This window comes from Microbacterium allomyrinae (genome assembly GCF_020682705.1).
Lineage (GTDB): Bacteria > Actinomycetota > Actinomycetes > Actinomycetales > Microbacteriaceae > Microbacterium > Microbacterium allomyrinae.
In genome coordinates this window covers 369,689-385,553 of sequence record NZ_JAGTTN010000002.1, presented here as the reverse complement: position 1 = coordinate 385,553, position 15,865 = coordinate 369,689, and the positions used below count along the sequence as shown (strand labels likewise).

The following is a 15,865-nucleotide window of genomic DNA, read 5'->3' as shown; positions in this document are numbered from 1 at the left end:
GCGTCCGGCCCCTCAGCCATGCCCCAGCTAGAATGACAGGGCCCGTCCGGGGCTGGGAAAGGAGAGCAGGATGTCGTTGCTGTCGTCCATTGCCGGACCCCGTGACCTCGACACGCTGACGATCGATCAGCTCGAGCAGCTCGCCAACGAGATCCGCGAATTCCTCGTCGAGAACGTCTCCCGCACCGGCGGGCATCTGGGCCCGAATCTGGGCGTCGTCGAACTCACGATCGCACTGCACCGCGTGTTCGATTCGCCATCCGACCCGTTCATCTTCGACACCGGACATCAGTCCTATGTGCACAAGCTCCTCACGGGTCGCCAGGATTTCGCGGATCTGCGCGCACGCGGCGGAATGGCCGGCTATCCGCAGCGATCCGAGAGCGCGCACGACGTCGTCGAGTCCTCCCACGCATCGAGCTCCCTCAGCTGGGCCGACGGCGTCTCTCGGGCGCTGACCCGCACCGGCCGCAAGGATCGGCATGTTGTCGCGGTCGTCGGCGATGGGGCTCTGACGGGCGGCATGACGTGGGAGGCGCTGAACAACATCTCCGACGACAACGACCGCAATCTCGTGATCGTCGTCAACGACAACGGCCGCTCCTACGCGCCCACCATCGGCGGCATGGCTCGCTATCTCAACCGCGTGCGCACCGCCGACTCGTACCGATCGCTGCACCGCGGCTCTGACTCGCTGTCACGCAAGCTCGGTCCGGCCGCGCGCGCGGTGTATCGCGGTGTGCGCGGGGGCACCCATGGGTTCCTGTCGCGCTTCACGAACAACGCTGCGCTCTACTCGAACCTCGACATCAAGTACCTCGGCCCGGTCGACGGCCACGACCTTCCCACGCTCATGGAGACCCTCGAGCTCGCGAAATCCTATGGTGCTCCCGTCATCGTCCACGCGATCACCGAGAAGGGTCGTGGTTACGCACCCGCCCGCGAGGACGAAGCCGACCAGTTCCACGCTGTCGGCAAGATCGACCCGGTGACCGGCGAGGCGATCGGCGGCGGTGGCGGGAAGGCATGGACCGACGTCTTCGCCGACGAGTTGGTCGAGGTCGGCTCGCAACGCGACGACGTCATCGCGATGACGGCCGCCATGCTCCGCCCCACGGGCCTGCTGCCGTTCGCGCAGCGCTTTCCCGATCGCGTCTACGACGTCGGCATCGCCGAACAGCATGCGGTGGCCTCCGCGGCGGGACTCGCGTTCGGTGGCCTGCATCCCGTCGTCGCGATCTACGCGACCTTCATGAACCGCGCATTCGATCAGGTGCTGATGGATGTCGCACTCCACCGCGCGGGAGTCACCTTCGTGCTCGACCGTGCGGGGGTCACCGGTCCCGATGGCCCGAGCCATCACGGCATCTGGGACCTCGCAATACTGCAGATCGTGCCGCACATCCGCATCGCAGTGCCCCGCGACGAATCCCGACTGCGCGAAGAGCTGCGCGAGGCTGTGGCCGTCGACGACGCGCCGACGGTCATTCGCTTTCCGAAAGGACAGGTCAGTCCCGATCTTCCTGCGATCGAGCGCCTGGCGGACGGCGTTGACATTCTGGCGCGCTCCGAGGCGCAGGACGTGCTGCTCGTGGGCATCGGCCCGATGGCGCACACCGCGATGGAGGTGGCCGAGCGTCTGCGTGCCCAGGGCATCGGCGCGACCGTGGTCGATCCTCGGTGGGTCATTCCGGTGCAGCCGTCGATCGTCGAGCTCGCGGCATCGCATCGCCTGGTCATCACGATCGAGGACGGCATCCGTGTCGGCGGCATCGGCACTCGTGTACGTCAGGTGCTGCGGGAAGCCGGTGTCGACACGGCCGTCGACGAACTGGGCGTCCCCGATGCGTTCATCGATCACGCGACGCGCGAGCAGATCCTCGAGGACGCCGGTCTGATGCCTGCGAAGATCGCGCAGGATGTCGTGGCCCAGGTGCTGGGAACGCGGATCCCCGTTGCACGCGGTGCGCAGACGAGCGAGATCCCCACGATCGACGATCTCTCCCGCGAGGAACGCCGCTAGAGCGAATCCTCGTACTCGGCGTCGACATCCGCGCTCGGCCGTCGTTCGCGTCCGGCTTCGATCCGCACCGACCGTCGAACGGTCCAGCCCCATCCGAGCGGCACAGCCGCAGCGGACGATCCGATCGCGATCACCGCGATCGGGTTCATCTCGCCCACGGATGCGCCGATCGCGACGGTGTAGCCGACGACGACGAGGGTGCCGATCGCGGCGCCGAGGAGCGCAAAGCAGGCGGAATGCAGGACGAAGGATCGCCGGCGAGACAGCATTCGCCCCACGATCCATGCCGCGCCGCAGGACAGGAGGGTCACCAACCCCGAGACCACGAACGCGATCGGCGCGCCGTACAGGAGCATCATCGCGGCACCGGACCACCACGGACCCCATTGCGGCGATTGCGACATGACGGAGACGACCGCCAGCGTGGGGTCGAAGAGCAGGTTGAACCACAGCCACGCGGCGACGGCCCCTCGGAGGAATTCATCGGCCGTGAACGCCATGGGCTCGGCGTCCGTCCGCGGCGAGGGATCCGGCGTCCGCTCGCTCATGCCTTCACATCCGCCACAAGGTCGAGCAGCTCTCGGAGCGGCTTGCGCAGCAGCGGCAGCCGGGTGAGGGGCAGCGCGAGGCGCAGCAGCCGCAGTCCGCGCTCCAGAAGAGCGTGCGTGCGCTTCTGGCCGGGGGAGCGGTCGTACACCCAGAACAGCGCGAGGAGCAGGTGCGCAAGCACGAGGGCGTGGGGAAAGCCATCGCGGAACTCCGCGGGCAGCGCTGCGGATGCCCCGTCCACCGCCTCCCGGAAGAGCCCCTCGACGATCGCCAGCGCCGGCGCTGACTCGTCCGACAGCGGGTTGATCGGCGACCGCGGCGATACTGCCGCTGAGAGGAACTCGGGTGCGAAGGGGTGATACGCCGAGAGCTGGTCGAGTCCGCAGCGGTAGACGATGCCGATCCGATGGACGAGGTCTCCAGATGCCGCAAGCAGCGGTGCGGCCGCCTCGCGGTGCGCGTTCTGCACGTCGAGGTACAGCTCCTGCACGAGGTGGTTCTTCGAGGAGAAGTGGTAGTTGGTCGTTCCCACAGACACTCCCGCCTCCTGCGCGATGAGCCGGATCGTCGTGGCGTCATAGCCGCGTTCGCGGAAGGACACGAGCGCCACGTCGCGGATGTGCGCGCGGGTGCGCTGGCTCTTCGTCGGAGGGACGATCGCAGAACTGAACATGTTCAGAGTCTAGAACCGCATCGGGTGAATGCGGAAGGGCGCATCCGCCATGGATGCGCCCTTCCGATGTCGAACGACGACGCTACGAGCCGATTCCCTTGATCACCGGGTGATGGAAGGTATCGCCGAAGGCGCGGATGGAGGCGCCTTCGCGGTCGAGGTAGGGCGATGCGCCGCCGTCGATGAAGGGCCACCCCGCACCGAGGATGAGGCAGAGGTCGATGTCTTCGACCTCAGGGACCACCCCCTCGTCGAGCATGAGCCTGATCTCCTGCGCGAGACCGTCCTGCACGCGCGCGAGGATGACCGCAGCCGGAGCCGGGGTGTTTCCCACGGCGGGCTTGAGGGCCTTCTCCGCGGCCTTCGTGAAGCCGACGACGCGGCCGCCCTTGTCCTTCTCGACGACTTCCGGCAGCTCCGCGAGCACGTGGAAGTTCTCGTTCGCGTAGAACCGCTCGGGGAAGGCGCGCACCATGGTGTCCTGCACGTGTGCGGCGACCTTCCAGCCGACGAGGTCGATGAGCTGGAAAGGGCCCATCGGCAGCCCGAGGGGAGCGAACGCCCTCTCGACATCTGCGACCGGGGTGCCCTCATAGACGGCTCGCGCCGCCTCTCCCATGACCTTCGCGAGCAGACGATTCACGACGAACCCGGGCGCGTCGGCGGTGAGCACCGCGTTCTTGCCGAGGTTTCGCGCCACGATGAACGCCGTGGACAGCGCTGCTTCCGACGTCTCGGGTGTCCTCACGATCTCGATGAGCGGCATGACCGCGACCGGGTTGAAGAAGTGGAATCCGACGAGACGCTCGGGATGTGCGAGCTTGGAGCCGATCTCCTCGACAGACAGCGACGAGGTGTTGGTCGCGAGCACCGCGTCTTCGGCGATGATCCTCTCGATCTCGCCGAACACCTGCTGCTTGACGCCGACTTCCTCGAACACGGCCTCGATGACGAAGTCGCAGTCCGCATAGAGGCTCTTATCGGTGGTTCCCGTGACGAGCGCACGCAGCTTGTTGGCGCTGTCGCCATCGAGGCGGCCCTTGGCCTCGAGCTTGCCGATCTCCTCGTGGATGTACGCGACTCCCTTGTCGACTCGTGCCTGATCGAGGTCGGTGATGAGCACGGGAACCTGGAGCTTGCGCACGAACAGCAGAGCGAACTGGCTCGCCATGAGCCCGGCGCCGATGATGCCGACCTTGGTGACCTTCCTGGCGAGCGCCTTGTCGGGAGCGCCGACCGGGCGCTTGGCGCGCTTCTGCACCAGGTCGAACGCATACATGGATGCCGCGAATTGGTCGCCCGTCACGAGCTCGGCCAGGGCGTCGTCCTCCCGAGCGAAGCCCTCGGCCTTGGTGCCGTTCTTCGCCTTGTCGAGCAGGTCGAGTGCGACATAGGGCGAGCGTGGCACGGTGCCGATCTTCGACTCGAGCATGCCGCGGGCCATCTTGATCGCGATCGGCCACTTGGTCAGACGCTCGATCTTGCCCGGCTCATGCTTGCGCTCCACCTTGGTCGCGCCCGAGAGCACTCCGTCGGCCCACCTCAGCGAGTTCTCCAGGTAGTTCGCCGCGGGGAAGATCGCGTCGACGATCCCGTACTCGAACGCCTGCTGGGGCTTGAGCATCCGATTCTGCTTGAGCGGATTCGAGATGACGACCTCGAGCGCGTTCTCGATGCCGATCAGGTTCGGCAGCAGATATGCGCCGCCCCACCCGGGGATGATGCCGAGGAAGACCTCGGGCAGCGCGATGGCGGCGGCCGAGGCATCCACCGTCCGATAGGTCGAGTTCAGTGCGATCTCGAGCCCGCCGCCGAGCGCGAGCCCGTTGACGAACGCGAACGAAGGCACGCCCAGATCCGACAGCTTGCCGAGCACCATGTGGCCGAGCTGCGCGACCAGGCGGGCGTTGTCCTTCGACCCCACCTTGGTGATGTCGGACAGATCCGCACCGGCGGCGAGGATGTACTGCTTGCCGGTGATGCCGACGGCCTGGATCTCATCGGTCGCGGCGCGCGTCTTGAGCGCCTGGAGAGTCTCGCCGAGCGCGGTCATCGTGGCCGGTCCCAGGGTGTTGGGGCGGGTGTGGTCGCGACCGTTGTCGAGCGTGACCAGTGCGAGGACCTTGCCCGAGCCGAGGCGGATGTCGCGCACTCGCGAGTGGGTGATCACCTCGCCCTCGGTGAGCGCCTGGATGGGGGAGAAGTCGATCTCTTCGTAGTTCGTCATTCCTCGGGCCCTACTTCTTCTTGCCGTCGTAGTGGGGGTTCTCCCAGACGACGGAGCCGCCCTGGCCGAGCCCCACGCACATCGCGGTGAGGCCGTAGCGCACGTCGGGTCGCTCCGCGAACTGCGCCGCCAGCTGAATCATGAGGCGCACGCCGGACGCGGCGAGCGGGTGGCCGAGCGCGATCGCGCCGCCCCACTGGTTCACGCGAGCATCGTCGTCGGCGATGCCGAAATGATCGAGGAGGGAGATCACCTGGATCGCGAAGGCCTCATTGAGCTCGAACAGGCCGATGTCCTCGATCGTGAGCCCTGCCTTGCGCAGCGCCTTCTCGGTCGACGGGATCGGACCGATGCCCATGATCTCGGGCTGAACCCCCGCGAACGCGAAGGACACGAGGCGCATCTTCGGGCGCAGACGCAGCTCTTTCACCGCGCCGCCGCCGGCAAGCAGCGACATCGTCGCACCATCGGTGAGGGGCGACGAGGTGCCCGCCGTCACCCGGCCGTGCGGCCGGAACGGGGTCTTCAGCGCCGCGAGATCCTCCATCGTGGTCTGCGGACGACGGCCCTCATCGACCGTTGCGAGACCCCACGAGCCCTCAGCGTCCTTGACGGCCACCGAGACCAGATCGGGCTGGAACTTGCCGGCGTCGTATGCGGCCTGCGCCTTGTGCTGGCTCAGCATGCCGAACCGGTCCGAGCGCTCCTTCGTCAGGTGCGGGAAGCGATCGAAGATGCGCTCCGCGGTGACGCCCATGTTCAGCGCGCCCGGATCGACCATCTTCTCCGCGACGAAGCGGGGGTTGGGGTCGGTGTTCGCGCCGATGGGGTGGTGCCCCATGTGCTCGACGCCGCCCGCGAGGGCCACGTCGTACATGCCGACGCCGATCGATCCGGCCATCGCGGTGACGCTCGTCATCGCGCCCGCGCACATGCGGTCGATCGCGAATCCAGGCACAGTCTGGGGAAGCCCGGCGAGGATCGCGACGCTGCGGCCCAGGGTGAGGCCCTGATCGCCCGTCTGCGAGGTCGCCGCAATCGCAACATCGTCGACGCGGTCCGCCGGAACATCCGGGTTGCGCTCCATGAGCCCGATCGTCGCCTTCACGGCGAGATCATCCGCACGGGTGTTCCAGTACATGCCTTTTTCGCCGGCTCGCCCGAAAGGGGTACGCATGCCGTCCACGAAGAAGACGTCCGAAATCTCGGCCACTCTGCCTCCAATAATAGGGATGCAGCCAGCCTAGGAGCGCCCGTCGAGCGCCAGGAATCGGGTGGGGGAATCCTACGAAGCGGATTCGGACACGATTGTCGCCTCTTGCACGGATCCCACAAAGGCATCCGCAATCAGCTGTGCAGTCTGCGCAATCTGCCACGAACGAGCGCCGAGGGATTCGAGTGTCTCACCGACGGACACCGCCGTCACCGGCTCGGGCGGCGACCAGGCGAGGCGACGCAGGAGTTCGGGGGTCAAGAGGTTCTCCGTCGGCATCCCGAGCTCTTCGGCACGCTGTTCGACGACCGGCCGAGCGGCCTTCAGCCGTGCATCGGCCTCGGGGTTGCGGTCCACCCAGGCACGCGGCGGCGGCAGCGTGTCACCGCCGGTCGCCCGCTCGAGCGGCAGCTGAGTCTCTGCGCGGCCCGCCTCGATCGCGGCCCACCAGCGGTCCAGCTGCGAACGGCTGGCCCTGCCCGTGAATTCTTTGACGGCGGCGAGGCCGCTCTTCGAGGTCGGGTCGGCGAGCACAGCGGCGACGAGCGCGCGGTCGGGGACGAGGCGCCCCGGCGAGACATCCTGCTCACGGGCGTAGTCCTCGCGGGCCGTCCAGAGCTCACGCGCCACCGCGAGGGCCTTGCGGCCGCGCACCGTGTGCAGGCCGCTCAGCCGCCGCCATGGCTCGTCACGCGGCGGCTTGGGCTCGCGCTCGAGCACCGCCCGGAACTCCTCGGCAGCGAATTCCGTCTTGCCCTGATCGGCGAGCTCGGCGACCAGCTTGTCGTACACGTCGATGAGGTATTCGACATCGAGCGCGGCGTACTCGAGCCACGCCTGCGGGAGCGGCCGAGTGGACCAGTCCGACGCCGAGTGGGCCTTGGCGAGCGTGATCCCGAGAGTGTCCTCGACGACGGCGCCGAGCCCGACGCGCTCGTGCCCGAGCAGCCGGGCGGCCAACTCGGTGTCGAACATCCTCTCGGGTTCGAGACCGATCTCGCGCAGCGACGGCAGATCCTGGCTCGCGGCGTGCAGCACCCATTCCTCGCCGCCGATGACCTCCTGCAGAGCGGTGAAGTCTCCGATCGGTGGCGGGTCGAACAGGAACACACCTGCGCCACGGCGGAAGACCTGGACGAGATAGGCGCGCTGCGAGTACCGAAAACCCGACGCCCTTTCGACGTCTACCGCGACAGGACCGGTGCCCTCGGCGAGCAGCAGCGCCGCCTCCAACACACCGTCGACCTCATCGATGACGACATAATCAGCCACGCGTCGACCTACGCGAACCCAGCATCGCAATCCCTTCCGAACCCGGCGGGAGTCCCGCCAGCATGCACACCAACTCCGCCCATGCTTCCACGTGCGGGCCGATCGCGCCTTCCGGTGACCAGGAGGCACGCAGTTCGATCTGTGCGCCATCGCCTTCCGTAGCCAGCGAGCCGAAGCCTTTGGACAGTGTCTTGGTTGCCGTTCCGGACGCCGAGTGGAATCCGGCACGCCGCGATTTCAGCGCATCGGTCAGCCATGCCCACGCGACGTCGGCGAGCAACGGATCCGTCCCGATCTCCGGCTCGAGCGGCGCCTGTGCGAAGCATACGATCCGCCAGGGCCCGTTCCACGGTGCGGGCTCGTCGGGGTCGTGCATGAGCACGAGCCTGCCGGTGCCGTAGGGAGACTCCACCCCGTCCGCATCCGAGCGCACATCGCCGGCAACGGCGATGGTGTGCGGCGCAAGACCGTTCGGTGCAGCGATCTCGCGCACCAAGAGATCATCACGGAACTCCATCGCGCGCAGAGCCTCGGCCGCTTCCTCGAACGAAGAAGGTGCCGCCGGAGGACGCTGCTCAGCCACGCCGACAGACTAGAGTGAGGCCTCGATGGTCTCCTCCAGGCGCGCCGCGTTGCGCGGCGCATCACCCGCTCTCCTCGCCGGTGTGAAGGCCGCGCTCACGGTGTTGAGCCTGGCTCTCGCCGGCGTGCTCGCCCTGCTCGCAGCCGGCTCCGTCCGCATGGCGCGCCGCGTCGTGACCCCCGCGGCGCGACTGCCCGACACGCGCATCCTCGCCCTCGACACCGGTGCGCAGACGATCACCCTCTCGCGTACACCCGATACCGAGCTGCCCGGCAGATATGGGCTGTTCACGACCGGTTCGTCCTCGTACGTGAAGCTCGGTTCCGTGCTCTCCGAAGACGAGACGAGCGTCAAGCGCAAGCTGCTCACGCACATCGGCTCCGACGCGAGCCTCGCACCCGACGCCGCCTTCAGCGGGTGGTACTACGACCGCCCCGAGCAATTGCATCTCGATTTCACCCCCGAACTGATCGGCTCCACGATCGGACCATGCCCCGCGTGGCTGTTCCCCGCCGGAGACGGCGAGACCTGGGTGATCCAGATCCACGGCCGCGGCACCACGCGCGCGGAGTGCCTGCGTGCCGTCCCCGTGTTCCACGGCCTCGGTGTCACCTCGCTCATCGTGTCGTACCGCAACGATGGCGAAGCCCCCCGCAGCCGCAGCGGCACTTACACGCTCGGCGCGACCGAATGGCGCGACGTCGATGCGGCGGTCGGGTTTGCACGGCGCCGCGGCGCGCGGCGCGTGATACTGATGGGCTGGTCGATGGGCGGCGCGATCGCGCTGCAACTGTCACTGAACTCTGCACACGGCGACATCATCGAGGGACTCATCCTCGAGTCACCCGTCGTCGATTGGCGCGTGGTCCTCGAGTTCCAGGCGCGCAGCCTCAAGGTGCCCACCGCTGTCAGCGGTCTCGCGATAGAGGCACTCCAGACGGAGTGGGCGTCGCCGCTCACACGCTCCGGCGGCGCAATCCCGTTCGACCGGCTCGACATGGTGGCACGAGCGGCCGAGCTGCGGCATCCGATCCTCATCCTTCACAGCGATGACGACGGCTTCGTGCCATCGGACTCCTCGCACGATCTCGTCACGGCCCGGCCCGACCTCGTCGAGCTGCAGGTGTTCGAGGTCGCGCGACACACCAAGCTGTGGAACTACGACCAGGAACGGTGGAGCGACACGATTCGCGCGTGGGTCACCGAGCGCGGACTCGCCCCGTCGTGAGTCAGATCGCGGCCTTCGCGGCGACCTGACGCTTGGCGCGCATGAGCATGCCGGTCATTCCGGAGATCCGCAGCGGCGAGACGGCACGAGTGAGCCCGATGCTCTGCGGGTAGTCCGCGGGCACGGCCAGCACCTCGGCGACGCTCAGGCCGGTCAGTCCCTGCACCAGAATGCTCGCGAAGCCCCGCGTCGTCGGCGCTTCGGGCGGCGCGGTGGCGTGCATCGACACGGACCCGCTCTCGTCGACGTCGAGCACGATGAAGACGGGGGACTGGCACTCCAGCACCCGTTCCGTCAGCTCAGGGCGCCCCTCGTACTCCGCCGGCACCGCAGGGAGCTCGTAGGAGTACTCCAGCAGCAGCTGCAGCCGGTCGGGCTCGGCGAGCTCGAGGAACTCGTCACGGATCGCGGCGAGACTATCGGGAAGAGGCGCGTCGGTCATCTCCGCCATCATCCCACGACGTCGGTTCGCACGGCCTGCCTCAGGTCCACATCGGGCGCACGATCAGCTGCGCTCCGGGGCGCTGCCCGGCTCCGCTCCGGAGACGATCGGCACGCGGACGGCGCTGCCCCACTCGGTCCACGATCCGTCGTAGTTGCGCACATCGTCGAATCCGAGCAGGTGCCTGAGCACGAACCAGGTGTGACTCGACCGCTCGCCGATGCGGCAGTAGGCCACGATCGCATCACCGTCCTGGAGTCCGACCTCGTCGCGGTAGAGCGCGTCGAGCTCGGCGCGCGGCTTGAATCCGCCGTCGGATGCCACGGCACGCGCCCACGGGACGCTGCGGGCGGTGGGGATGTGGCCGGCGCGCAGCGCACCCTCCTCCGGATATGCCGGCGCGGTCGTCCGCGAGCCGTCGTACTCCTCAGGCGATCGCACGTCGATCAGCGGGCCTCGGCCGAGGTGAGCGAGCACGTCGTCCTTATAGGCACGGAGCGACGTGTCGTCGCGTTCGACGACCGGGTACTCGGTCGGGGCCGAAGCGGCGGCGTCCGTCGTGATCGGTCGTCCTTCGGCGATCCACTTGTCGCGACCTCCGTCTAGCAGGCGGACGTCTTCGTGGCCGAAGAGCGAGAACACCCACAATGCGTACGCGGCCCACCAGTTGTTCTTGTCTCCGTAGATCACGACGGTGTCGTCGCGCGAGATGCCCTTGCGCCCGAGCAGCGCCGCGAAGCCCGCGCCGTCGACGTAGTCCCGCACGACCGGGTCGTTCAACTCGGTGTGCCAGTCCACCTTCACCGCGCCCGGGATGTGCCCGGTCTCGTAGAGCAGGACGTCCTCGTCGGACTCCACGACGACGAGGCCCGGCTTGCCCAGCCGCGCCTGGAGCCATTCGGTCGTGACGAGCCGTCCGGGCTCGGCGTACTCGGCGAACTTGGCAGACGTGTTGTCGGGCTCGACGGACATGGACGACTCCTCGTGTGGGCGCGCAGCCCGGGTCGGGGCCGCAGCGGGTGACGGATAGGGTTGAACCGTCCCTTCCGACCCTAGATTCCCGGGCGGGGGAGCACACCCCAGCTGTAAGACGCCGTCACAGCCCGCCGGGCATGGACGACGTCGCAGGTCCACAAGACTCCGACACAGGATCCGTATGACCGTCTCCGCCACCCGCACCGGCGTCGTCCACCTCGCGGAGCTGACCCCGCAGCTCGCCGGCGCCGAGATGGTGGCCGCGCTCGTCCCGCCGCCGCAGTTCGCCGACGCGACCTTCGCCACATACCGCGCGGACCCGGCGTTCCCCTCGCAGCAAGAGGCCAAGGACCTGCTGCAGGCGTTCGCAGGTGCCGCACCGGCAGCCAAGGGGGGCCTGTTCCGGCGCGCGAAGCGACCGGAGATCAAGCCCGGTGTCTACCTCGACGGCGGCTTCGGCGTCGGCAAGACCCACCTGCTCGCATCGATCTACCACGCGCTTCCCGCGCGCCGGAAGTACTTCGGATCGTTCATCGAATACACCGCGCTCGTAGGAGCCCTGGGCTATCAGAACACCGTCGAGCTGTTCCGCGGCGCGGATCTGCTCTGCATCGACGAGTTCGAGCTCGACGATCCCGGCGACACCATGGTCATGACGAGACTGCTCGCGGAGCTGGTGACGTCCGGGACGCGGCTGGCCGCGACATCCAACACTCCGCCGAACGCGCTCGGCGAGGGCCGCTTCGCCGCACAGGACTTCCTCCGGGAGATCCACGCGATGTCGGCCAGCTTCCAGACGATCCGCATCGACGGCACCGACTTCCGCCACCGCGCGGTCGACGGGCATGCCGCCGTCCTCTCGGGCGCCCAGTACGAGGCGGCGATCGCGGATGCCGCGACCAGCGCCCTGGTGTCGGACGACGCGTTCGGCGACCTCGTGAGCCACCTCGCGCGCGTGCACCCCTCCCGCTACATCAAGCTGATCGACGGTCTCTCGGTGGTGGGGCTGCGCGATGTGGAGCCTTTCACCGACCAGTCCGCGGCGCTCCGGTTCGTCGCGTTCATCGACCGGGTGTACGACGCCGAGCTGCCGATCCGCGCCATGGGAACCTCTCTCGACCTCGTCTTTCCCGACGAGATGCTCGCCGGCGGGTACCGCAAGAAGTACCTTCGGGCGATCTCGCGCCTCGTGGCCTCTACTCTCGCCTGATCCGCGGCGCCGCCCGTTCGGGGCATTTCGCGGCACGCTCTCGCCCTGACGAAACGTGATGTTTACGTACGGGGGGTCGTCGTAACGATCGCGAAACACGATACGGACGACGGGTGAAACCCGCACTCGCAAAACTTGCGACAGCACGCAGCGGACACCCGTGACGCTCGTGTCCCTGTCACCGACCCGATGCGAGGAAACACCCCATGGACGCACCCGGCAACATCGCCTGGGCGGTCACTGCGACCGCTCTAGTCCTCTTCATGACGCCCGGTGTGGCGTTCTTCTACGGCGGCCTGGTCAAGGCGAAGAGCGTCGTCAGCATGATGATGATGAGCTTCGGCGCTCTCGGCCTCGTCAGCGTGCTCTGGATTCTCTACGGCGCCAACATGAGCGTCGTCGACAGCACCTGGAGCTTCGCAGGCAACCCGTTCAGCGACTTCGGTCTCGCGAGCCTCGCGTCCGGCGAAGGCGCGAACACCGGCCTGCTCGGCACCGCATACGGCGCGACGTTCGCGATCATCACGGTCGCGCTGATCTCGGGAGCGATCGCGGACCGCGCGAAGTTCGGCGCCTGGATCATCTTCGCGGGCCTCTTCGCCACTCTCGTCTACTTCCCCGTCGCGGCGTGGGTCTGGGGCGGCGGCTGGGTCTACAACCTCGGCACGACGATCTTCGGCGAGGAGAGCGGCGTGGCCGTCATCGACTACGCCGGTGGCACCGCGGTCCACATCAACGCCGGTGCGGCAGCCCTCGCACTCGCCCTCGTCCTCGGAAAGCGCATCGGCTTCCAGAAGGGCATCCTCAAGCCGCACAACGTGCCGCTCACGCTCCTGGGCGCCGCGATCCTGTGGTTCGGCTGGTTCGGATTCAACGGCGGCGCCGAGTGGCTCTCGGAGGACATGGGCGGTGTCGGCCTCATCACGATCAACACGCTGGGCGCAACCGCCGCCGCAGTCATCGGCTGGATCATCGTCGAGAAGCTCAAGGACGGAAAGCCCACCTCGGTCGGCGCTGCTTCCGGTGCTGTCGCGGGTCTCGTCGCGATCACCCCGGCCTGTGCGAACCTGACACCCGGCTTCGCGCTGCTGCTCGGCGTCGTCACCGGTGCGGTCTGCGCCCTGGCGATCGAGCTCAAGTTCAAGCTCGGCTTCGACGACTCGCTCGACGTCGTGGGAATCCACCTCGTCGGTGGCCTCATCGGAACGATCTACCTCGGCTTCTTCGCGACCGAGACCGGCCTGCTCCTCGGTGGCGGACCCGAGCAGCTGGTGGTTCAGGTCATCGCAGCCTTCGGCGTCCTGATCTACTCGTTCATCGTGGCCTTCGTGATCGGCATCATCATCGAGAAGACGATCGGCTTCCGCGTGAAGAACGAAGACGAGCTCGCCGGTGTCGACACCGTCGTGCACGGCGAGGAGGGCTACCTCCTGGACGAACGCGTCTGACTCGCAACACTTCTCCCCGGTAACGAGGGCGTCGCGGCATCGCCGCGGCGCCCTCGCCGTTCGTCCAGGTTCGCTGCCTCTGACTAGGGTGACGATGTGACCCCACGCAACGGCCTGCTCGCCGCCCTCGCCGGACTGTTCCGACCCCGGAAGAAGACGGCGACCACCGCTCCCGCCGCACGCACGTCCGCCGTCACGGCGGGCCTGTCGGCCGCGCAGCGAGGCTCGTCCGCGACGGTCGAGGTCGTCCCGCCCGCGCGCGGAGCGCTGCGGATCGGCTACGCCCCGGATCGCGACGGCGATCCCGATGCGGGGGAGATCGTCTGGACGTGGGTGCCGTACAGCGAGCACGACGGGCGTGGAAAAGACCGCCCCGTCCTCGTCATCGCCCGTGAGGACGACGAACGCGTCTACGTCGTGCGCCTGACCAGCAAGGCCCATGACGGCGACCGCGACTTCCTGTCGATCGGATCCGGGGACTGGGATTCGCGCGGTCGGCCGTCCTGGGTCGACATCGAGCAGATCTACCGCGTGCATCGCGACGGTATGCGACGCGAGGCATCCGCCCTCGATCTCGAACGCTTCGCGCGGGTGGCGGATGCCCTTCATCGCCGATACGGGTGGGATGTCGGCAACTGATCGACGAGGCGGACTCGCCGTTCGTGCGTACGACGCGTTCAGGAATGGGAAAACCCCCGGAAGAGGGATCTGCCAGGGGTTTCTTTGTGGGCGATGCGGGACTCGAACCCACGACCTCTTCCGTGTGAAGGAAGCGCGCTACCAACTGCGCCAATCGCCCATTTCCCCGAGGGGGACGAGTATCGATCCTACCGGATGACGAACGCCGCACCGAACCATTCGAGCGGACACGCGCGGGCCGCGCTCGGTTTTGCATGACAGCGAGGATCGGATAGAGTCTTTCAAGTGCCCGGGTGAGAATCCCGGGGATGAAATGCGGATGTAGCGCAGTTGGTAGCGCACAACCTTGCCAAGGTTGGGGTCGCGAGTTCGAGTCTCGTCATCCGCTCGAGTGCAGGGATCTCCTTTCGAGGTGATCACGGCACGTGGGGTCAAACCACACGGTGGCGTGGCCGAGCGGCTAGGCACCGGCCTGCAAAGCCGTTTACACGGGTTCGAATCCCGTCGCCACCTCCACTCCCGGTCCCGACCGGAGCATGACTCGGGCGATTGGCGCAGCGGTAGCGCGCTTCCCTGACACGGAAGAGGTCACTGGTTCGATCCCAGTATCGCCCACCAGATAACCCCCGCCTCGGCGGGGGTTTCGTCGTTTCCACCACGGTCCGAGCAGGACCGGCGCGGTACGGTGACGGCATGGTCGGGCTCGTCGACGACATCCGTGCGGCACTCCGCTCCCGCGCAGATCCCGCGCGCGCGGCCGGCCAGCAGGCTTACATGAAGTCGGCCATGCCGTTCCTCGGCGTCCGCGTGCCGGACGCCCGTCAGGTCGCGAGGCGCGCTGCGGCTGAGACGACGGATGCCACGACCCTTCGCCGCGCGGCCCGGCGGCTGTGGGACGAGGCGAACTTCCGCGAGGAGCGCTACGCGGCGATGGCACTTCTGGCGCTGCGCCCGGTGGCAGGCGACCCTGCTCTCTTCGAAGACGTCGAGCACATGGTCCGCACCGGCGCGTGGTGGGACGTCACCGACGAGCTGGCACACCGACTGGCCGAGCTCCACGAGTGCCACTCGGCACAAACGGCGACCCTCGCGCGAACGTGGGCGCGCGATGACGACATGTGGATCCGGCGCATCTCGATCCTGTCCCAGCTCGGGCGGGGGGCACACGTCGAGACCGCGGTGCTGACCGACACGATCACACCCAACATCGACGATCGCGAGTTCTTCGTCCGCAAGGCCATCGGCTGGGCGCTGCGAGAGTACGCGCGCATCGATCCGGAATGGGTGCGCACGTTCGCGTCGGAGCACCCGCTCAGCCCGCTCAGCCGTCGTGAGGCGCTGAAGCATCTCTGATCGGGCGGGCCGGCGCGCGCAGGACGATAG

The 15,865-nt window shown here is 67.7% G+C and carries 14 protein-coding genes and 4 tRNA genes; 9 read left to right on the top strand and 9 right to left on the bottom strand.

Features of this window, described 5'->3' with window-relative positions; genetic code table 11:
* Positions 1–70 precede the first annotated feature (70 nt).
* Entirely contained in the window at positions 71–2,023 is a 1,953-nt protein-coding gene (gene dxs, locus KEC57_RS08165) for a 1-deoxy-D-xylulose-5-phosphate synthase (RefSeq protein WP_229384070.1), read from the top strand.
* Here dxs and KEC57_RS08160 read toward each other — a convergent pair.
* The 6 genes from KEC57_RS08160 to KEC57_RS08135 form a co-directional block, all read right to left on the bottom strand.
* A complete protein-coding gene (locus tag KEC57_RS08160; RefSeq protein ID WP_229384069.1) occupies positions 2,020–2,571 on the bottom strand; it encodes a hypothetical protein in 552 nt (183 codons plus the stop codon). The genes dxs and KEC57_RS08160 overlap by 4 nt on opposite strands.
* Positions 2,568–3,245 carry a TetR/AcrR family transcriptional regulator gene (locus KEC57_RS08155; RefSeq protein ID WP_229384068.1) on the bottom strand — a complete coding sequence of 226 codons (678 nt, stop codon included), beginning with the start codon at positions 3,243–3,245 and terminating at the stop codon, positions 2,568–2,570. Before KEC57_RS08155 ends, KEC57_RS08160 begins: the two co-directional genes overlap by 4 nt.
* Before the next feature lie 82 nt (positions 3,246–3,327).
* Complete coding sequence (locus KEC57_RS08150) at positions 3,328–5,472, bottom strand: 3-hydroxyacyl-CoA dehydrogenase NAD-binding domain-containing protein (RefSeq protein WP_229384067.1); 2,145 nt, start codon at positions 5,470–5,472, stop codon at positions 3,328–3,330.
* A 10-nt stretch (positions 5,473–5,482) separates the two neighbouring features.
* Positions 5,483–6,685 carry a thiolase family protein gene (locus KEC57_RS08145; RefSeq protein ID WP_229384066.1) on the bottom strand — a complete coding sequence of 401 codons (1,203 nt, stop codon included), beginning with the start codon at positions 6,683–6,685 and terminating at the stop codon, positions 5,483–5,485.
* Between the two features lie 72 nt (positions 6,686–6,757).
* On the bottom strand, positions 6,758–7,957 hold the full coding sequence (locus KEC57_RS08140) for a ribonuclease D (protein WP_229384065.1): 1,200 nt from the start codon (positions 7,955–7,957) through the stop codon (positions 6,758–6,760).
* Positions 7,950–8,540, bottom strand: a complete 591-nt coding sequence (locus tag KEC57_RS08135; protein WP_229384064.1) for a DUF3000 domain-containing protein — start codon at positions 8,538–8,540, stop codon at positions 7,950–7,952. Before KEC57_RS08135 ends, KEC57_RS08140 begins: the two co-directional genes overlap by 8 nt.
* 25 nt (positions 8,541–8,565) lie before the next feature.
* Here KEC57_RS08135 and KEC57_RS08130 point away from each other — a divergent pair, with 25 nt between their 5' ends.
* Entirely contained in the window at positions 8,566–9,768 is a 1,203-nt protein-coding gene (locus KEC57_RS08130; RefSeq protein ID WP_229384063.1) for an alpha/beta hydrolase family protein, read from the top strand.
* Between the two features lies 1 nt (position 9,769).
* Here KEC57_RS08130 and KEC57_RS08125 read toward each other — a convergent pair whose 3' ends face one another.
* Both KEC57_RS08125 and KEC57_RS08120 read right to left on the bottom strand, forming a co-directional pair.
* Entirely contained in the window at positions 9,770–10,210 is a 441-nt protein-coding gene (locus KEC57_RS08125; RefSeq protein ID WP_229384062.1) for a SufE family protein, read from the bottom strand.
* A 63-nt stretch (positions 10,211–10,273) separates the two neighbouring features.
* Entirely contained in the window at positions 10,274–11,182 is a 909-nt protein-coding gene (locus tag KEC57_RS08120) for a sulfurtransferase (RefSeq protein ID WP_229384061.1), read from the bottom strand.
* A gap of 184 nt (positions 11,183–11,366) precedes the next feature.
* Here KEC57_RS08120 and zapE point away from each other — a divergent pair, with 184 nt between their 5' ends.
* The 3 genes from zapE (at position 11,367) to KEC57_RS08105 (ending at position 14,482) form a co-directional block, all read left to right on the top strand.
* Positions 11,367–12,395, top strand: a complete 1,029-nt coding sequence (gene zapE / locus KEC57_RS08115; RefSeq protein ID WP_229384060.1) for a cell division protein ZapE — start codon at positions 11,367–11,369, stop codon at positions 12,393–12,395.
* Positions 12,396–12,601: 206 nt separating this feature from the next.
* On the top strand, positions 12,602–13,843 hold the full coding sequence (locus KEC57_RS08110) for an ammonium transporter (protein WP_229384059.1): 1,242 nt from the start codon (positions 12,602–12,604) through the stop codon (positions 13,841–13,843).
* Positions 13,844–13,939: 96 nt separating this feature from the next.
* Positions 13,940–14,482, top strand: a complete 543-nt coding sequence (locus tag KEC57_RS08105) for a type II toxin-antitoxin system PemK/MazF family toxin (RefSeq protein ID WP_229384058.1) — start codon at positions 13,940–13,942, stop codon at positions 14,480–14,482.
* Between the two features lie 87 nt (positions 14,483–14,569).
* Here KEC57_RS08105 and KEC57_RS08100 read toward each other — a convergent pair.
* Positions 14,570–14,642: transfer RNA gene (locus KEC57_RS08100), tRNA-Val, on the bottom strand.
* 155 nt (positions 14,643–14,797) lie between these two features.
* Between KEC57_RS08100 and KEC57_RS08095 the strand changes: the two genes are divergently transcribed.
* The 4 genes from KEC57_RS08095 (at position 14,798) to KEC57_RS08080 (ending at position 15,835) form a co-directional block, all read left to right on the top strand.
* Positions 14,798–14,870: transfer RNA gene (locus tag KEC57_RS08095), tRNA-Gly, on the top strand.
* Positions 14,871–14,924: 54 nt separating this feature from the next.
* A tRNA-Cys gene (locus KEC57_RS08090) sits at positions 14,925–14,998 on the top strand.
* A gap of 27 nt (positions 14,999–15,025) precedes the next feature.
* Positions 15,026–15,100, top strand: a tRNA-Val gene (locus tag KEC57_RS08085).
* 75 nt (positions 15,101–15,175) lie between these two features.
* Positions 15,176–15,835, top strand: coding sequence for a DNA alkylation repair protein (locus KEC57_RS08080; RefSeq protein WP_229384057.1), 660 nt, complete (start codon positions 15,176–15,178; stop codon positions 15,833–15,835).
* Positions 15,836–15,865: the final 30 nt, after the last annotated feature.

What these genes read in the sequence shown, in the direction of transcription:
- KEC57_RS08125 (WP_229384062.1), bottom strand. Translation starts at nt 10,210, where the DNA reads ATGACCGACGCGCCTCTTCCCGATAGTCTCGCCGCGATCCGTGACGAG.
- KEC57_RS08150 (WP_229384067.1), bottom strand. Translation starts at nt 5,472, where the DNA reads ATGACGAACTACGAAGAGATCGACTTCTCCCCCATCCAGGCGCTCACC.
- dxs (WP_229384070.1), top strand. Translation starts at nt 71, where the DNA reads ATGTCGTTGCTGTCGTCCATTGCCGGACCCCGTGACCTCGACACGCTG.
- KEC57_RS08130 (WP_229384063.1), top strand. Translation starts at nt 8,566, where the DNA reads ATGGTCTCCTCCAGGCGCGCCGCGTTGCGCGGCGCATCACCCGCTCTC.
- KEC57_RS08160 (WP_229384069.1), bottom strand. Translation starts at nt 2,571, where the DNA reads ATGAGCGAGCGGACGCCGGATCCCTCGCCGCGGACGGACGCCGAGCCC.
- zapE (WP_229384060.1), top strand. Translation starts at nt 11,367, where the DNA reads ATGACCGTCTCCGCCACCCGCACCGGCGTCGTCCACCTCGCGGAGCTG.
- KEC57_RS08110 (WP_229384059.1), top strand. Translation starts at nt 12,602, where the DNA reads ATGGACGCACCCGGCAACATCGCCTGGGCGGTCACTGCGACCGCTCTA.
- KEC57_RS08120 (WP_229384061.1), bottom strand. Translation starts at nt 11,182, where the DNA reads ATGTCCGTCGAGCCCGACAACACGTCTGCCAAGTTCGCCGAGTACGCC.
- KEC57_RS08080 (WP_229384057.1), top strand. Translation starts at nt 15,176, where the DNA reads ATGGTCGGGCTCGTCGACGACATCCGTGCGGCACTCCGCTCCCGCGCA.
- KEC57_RS08155 (WP_229384068.1), bottom strand. Translation starts at nt 3,245, where the DNA reads ATGTTCAGTTCTGCGATCGTCCCTCCGACGAAGAGCCAGCGCACCCGC.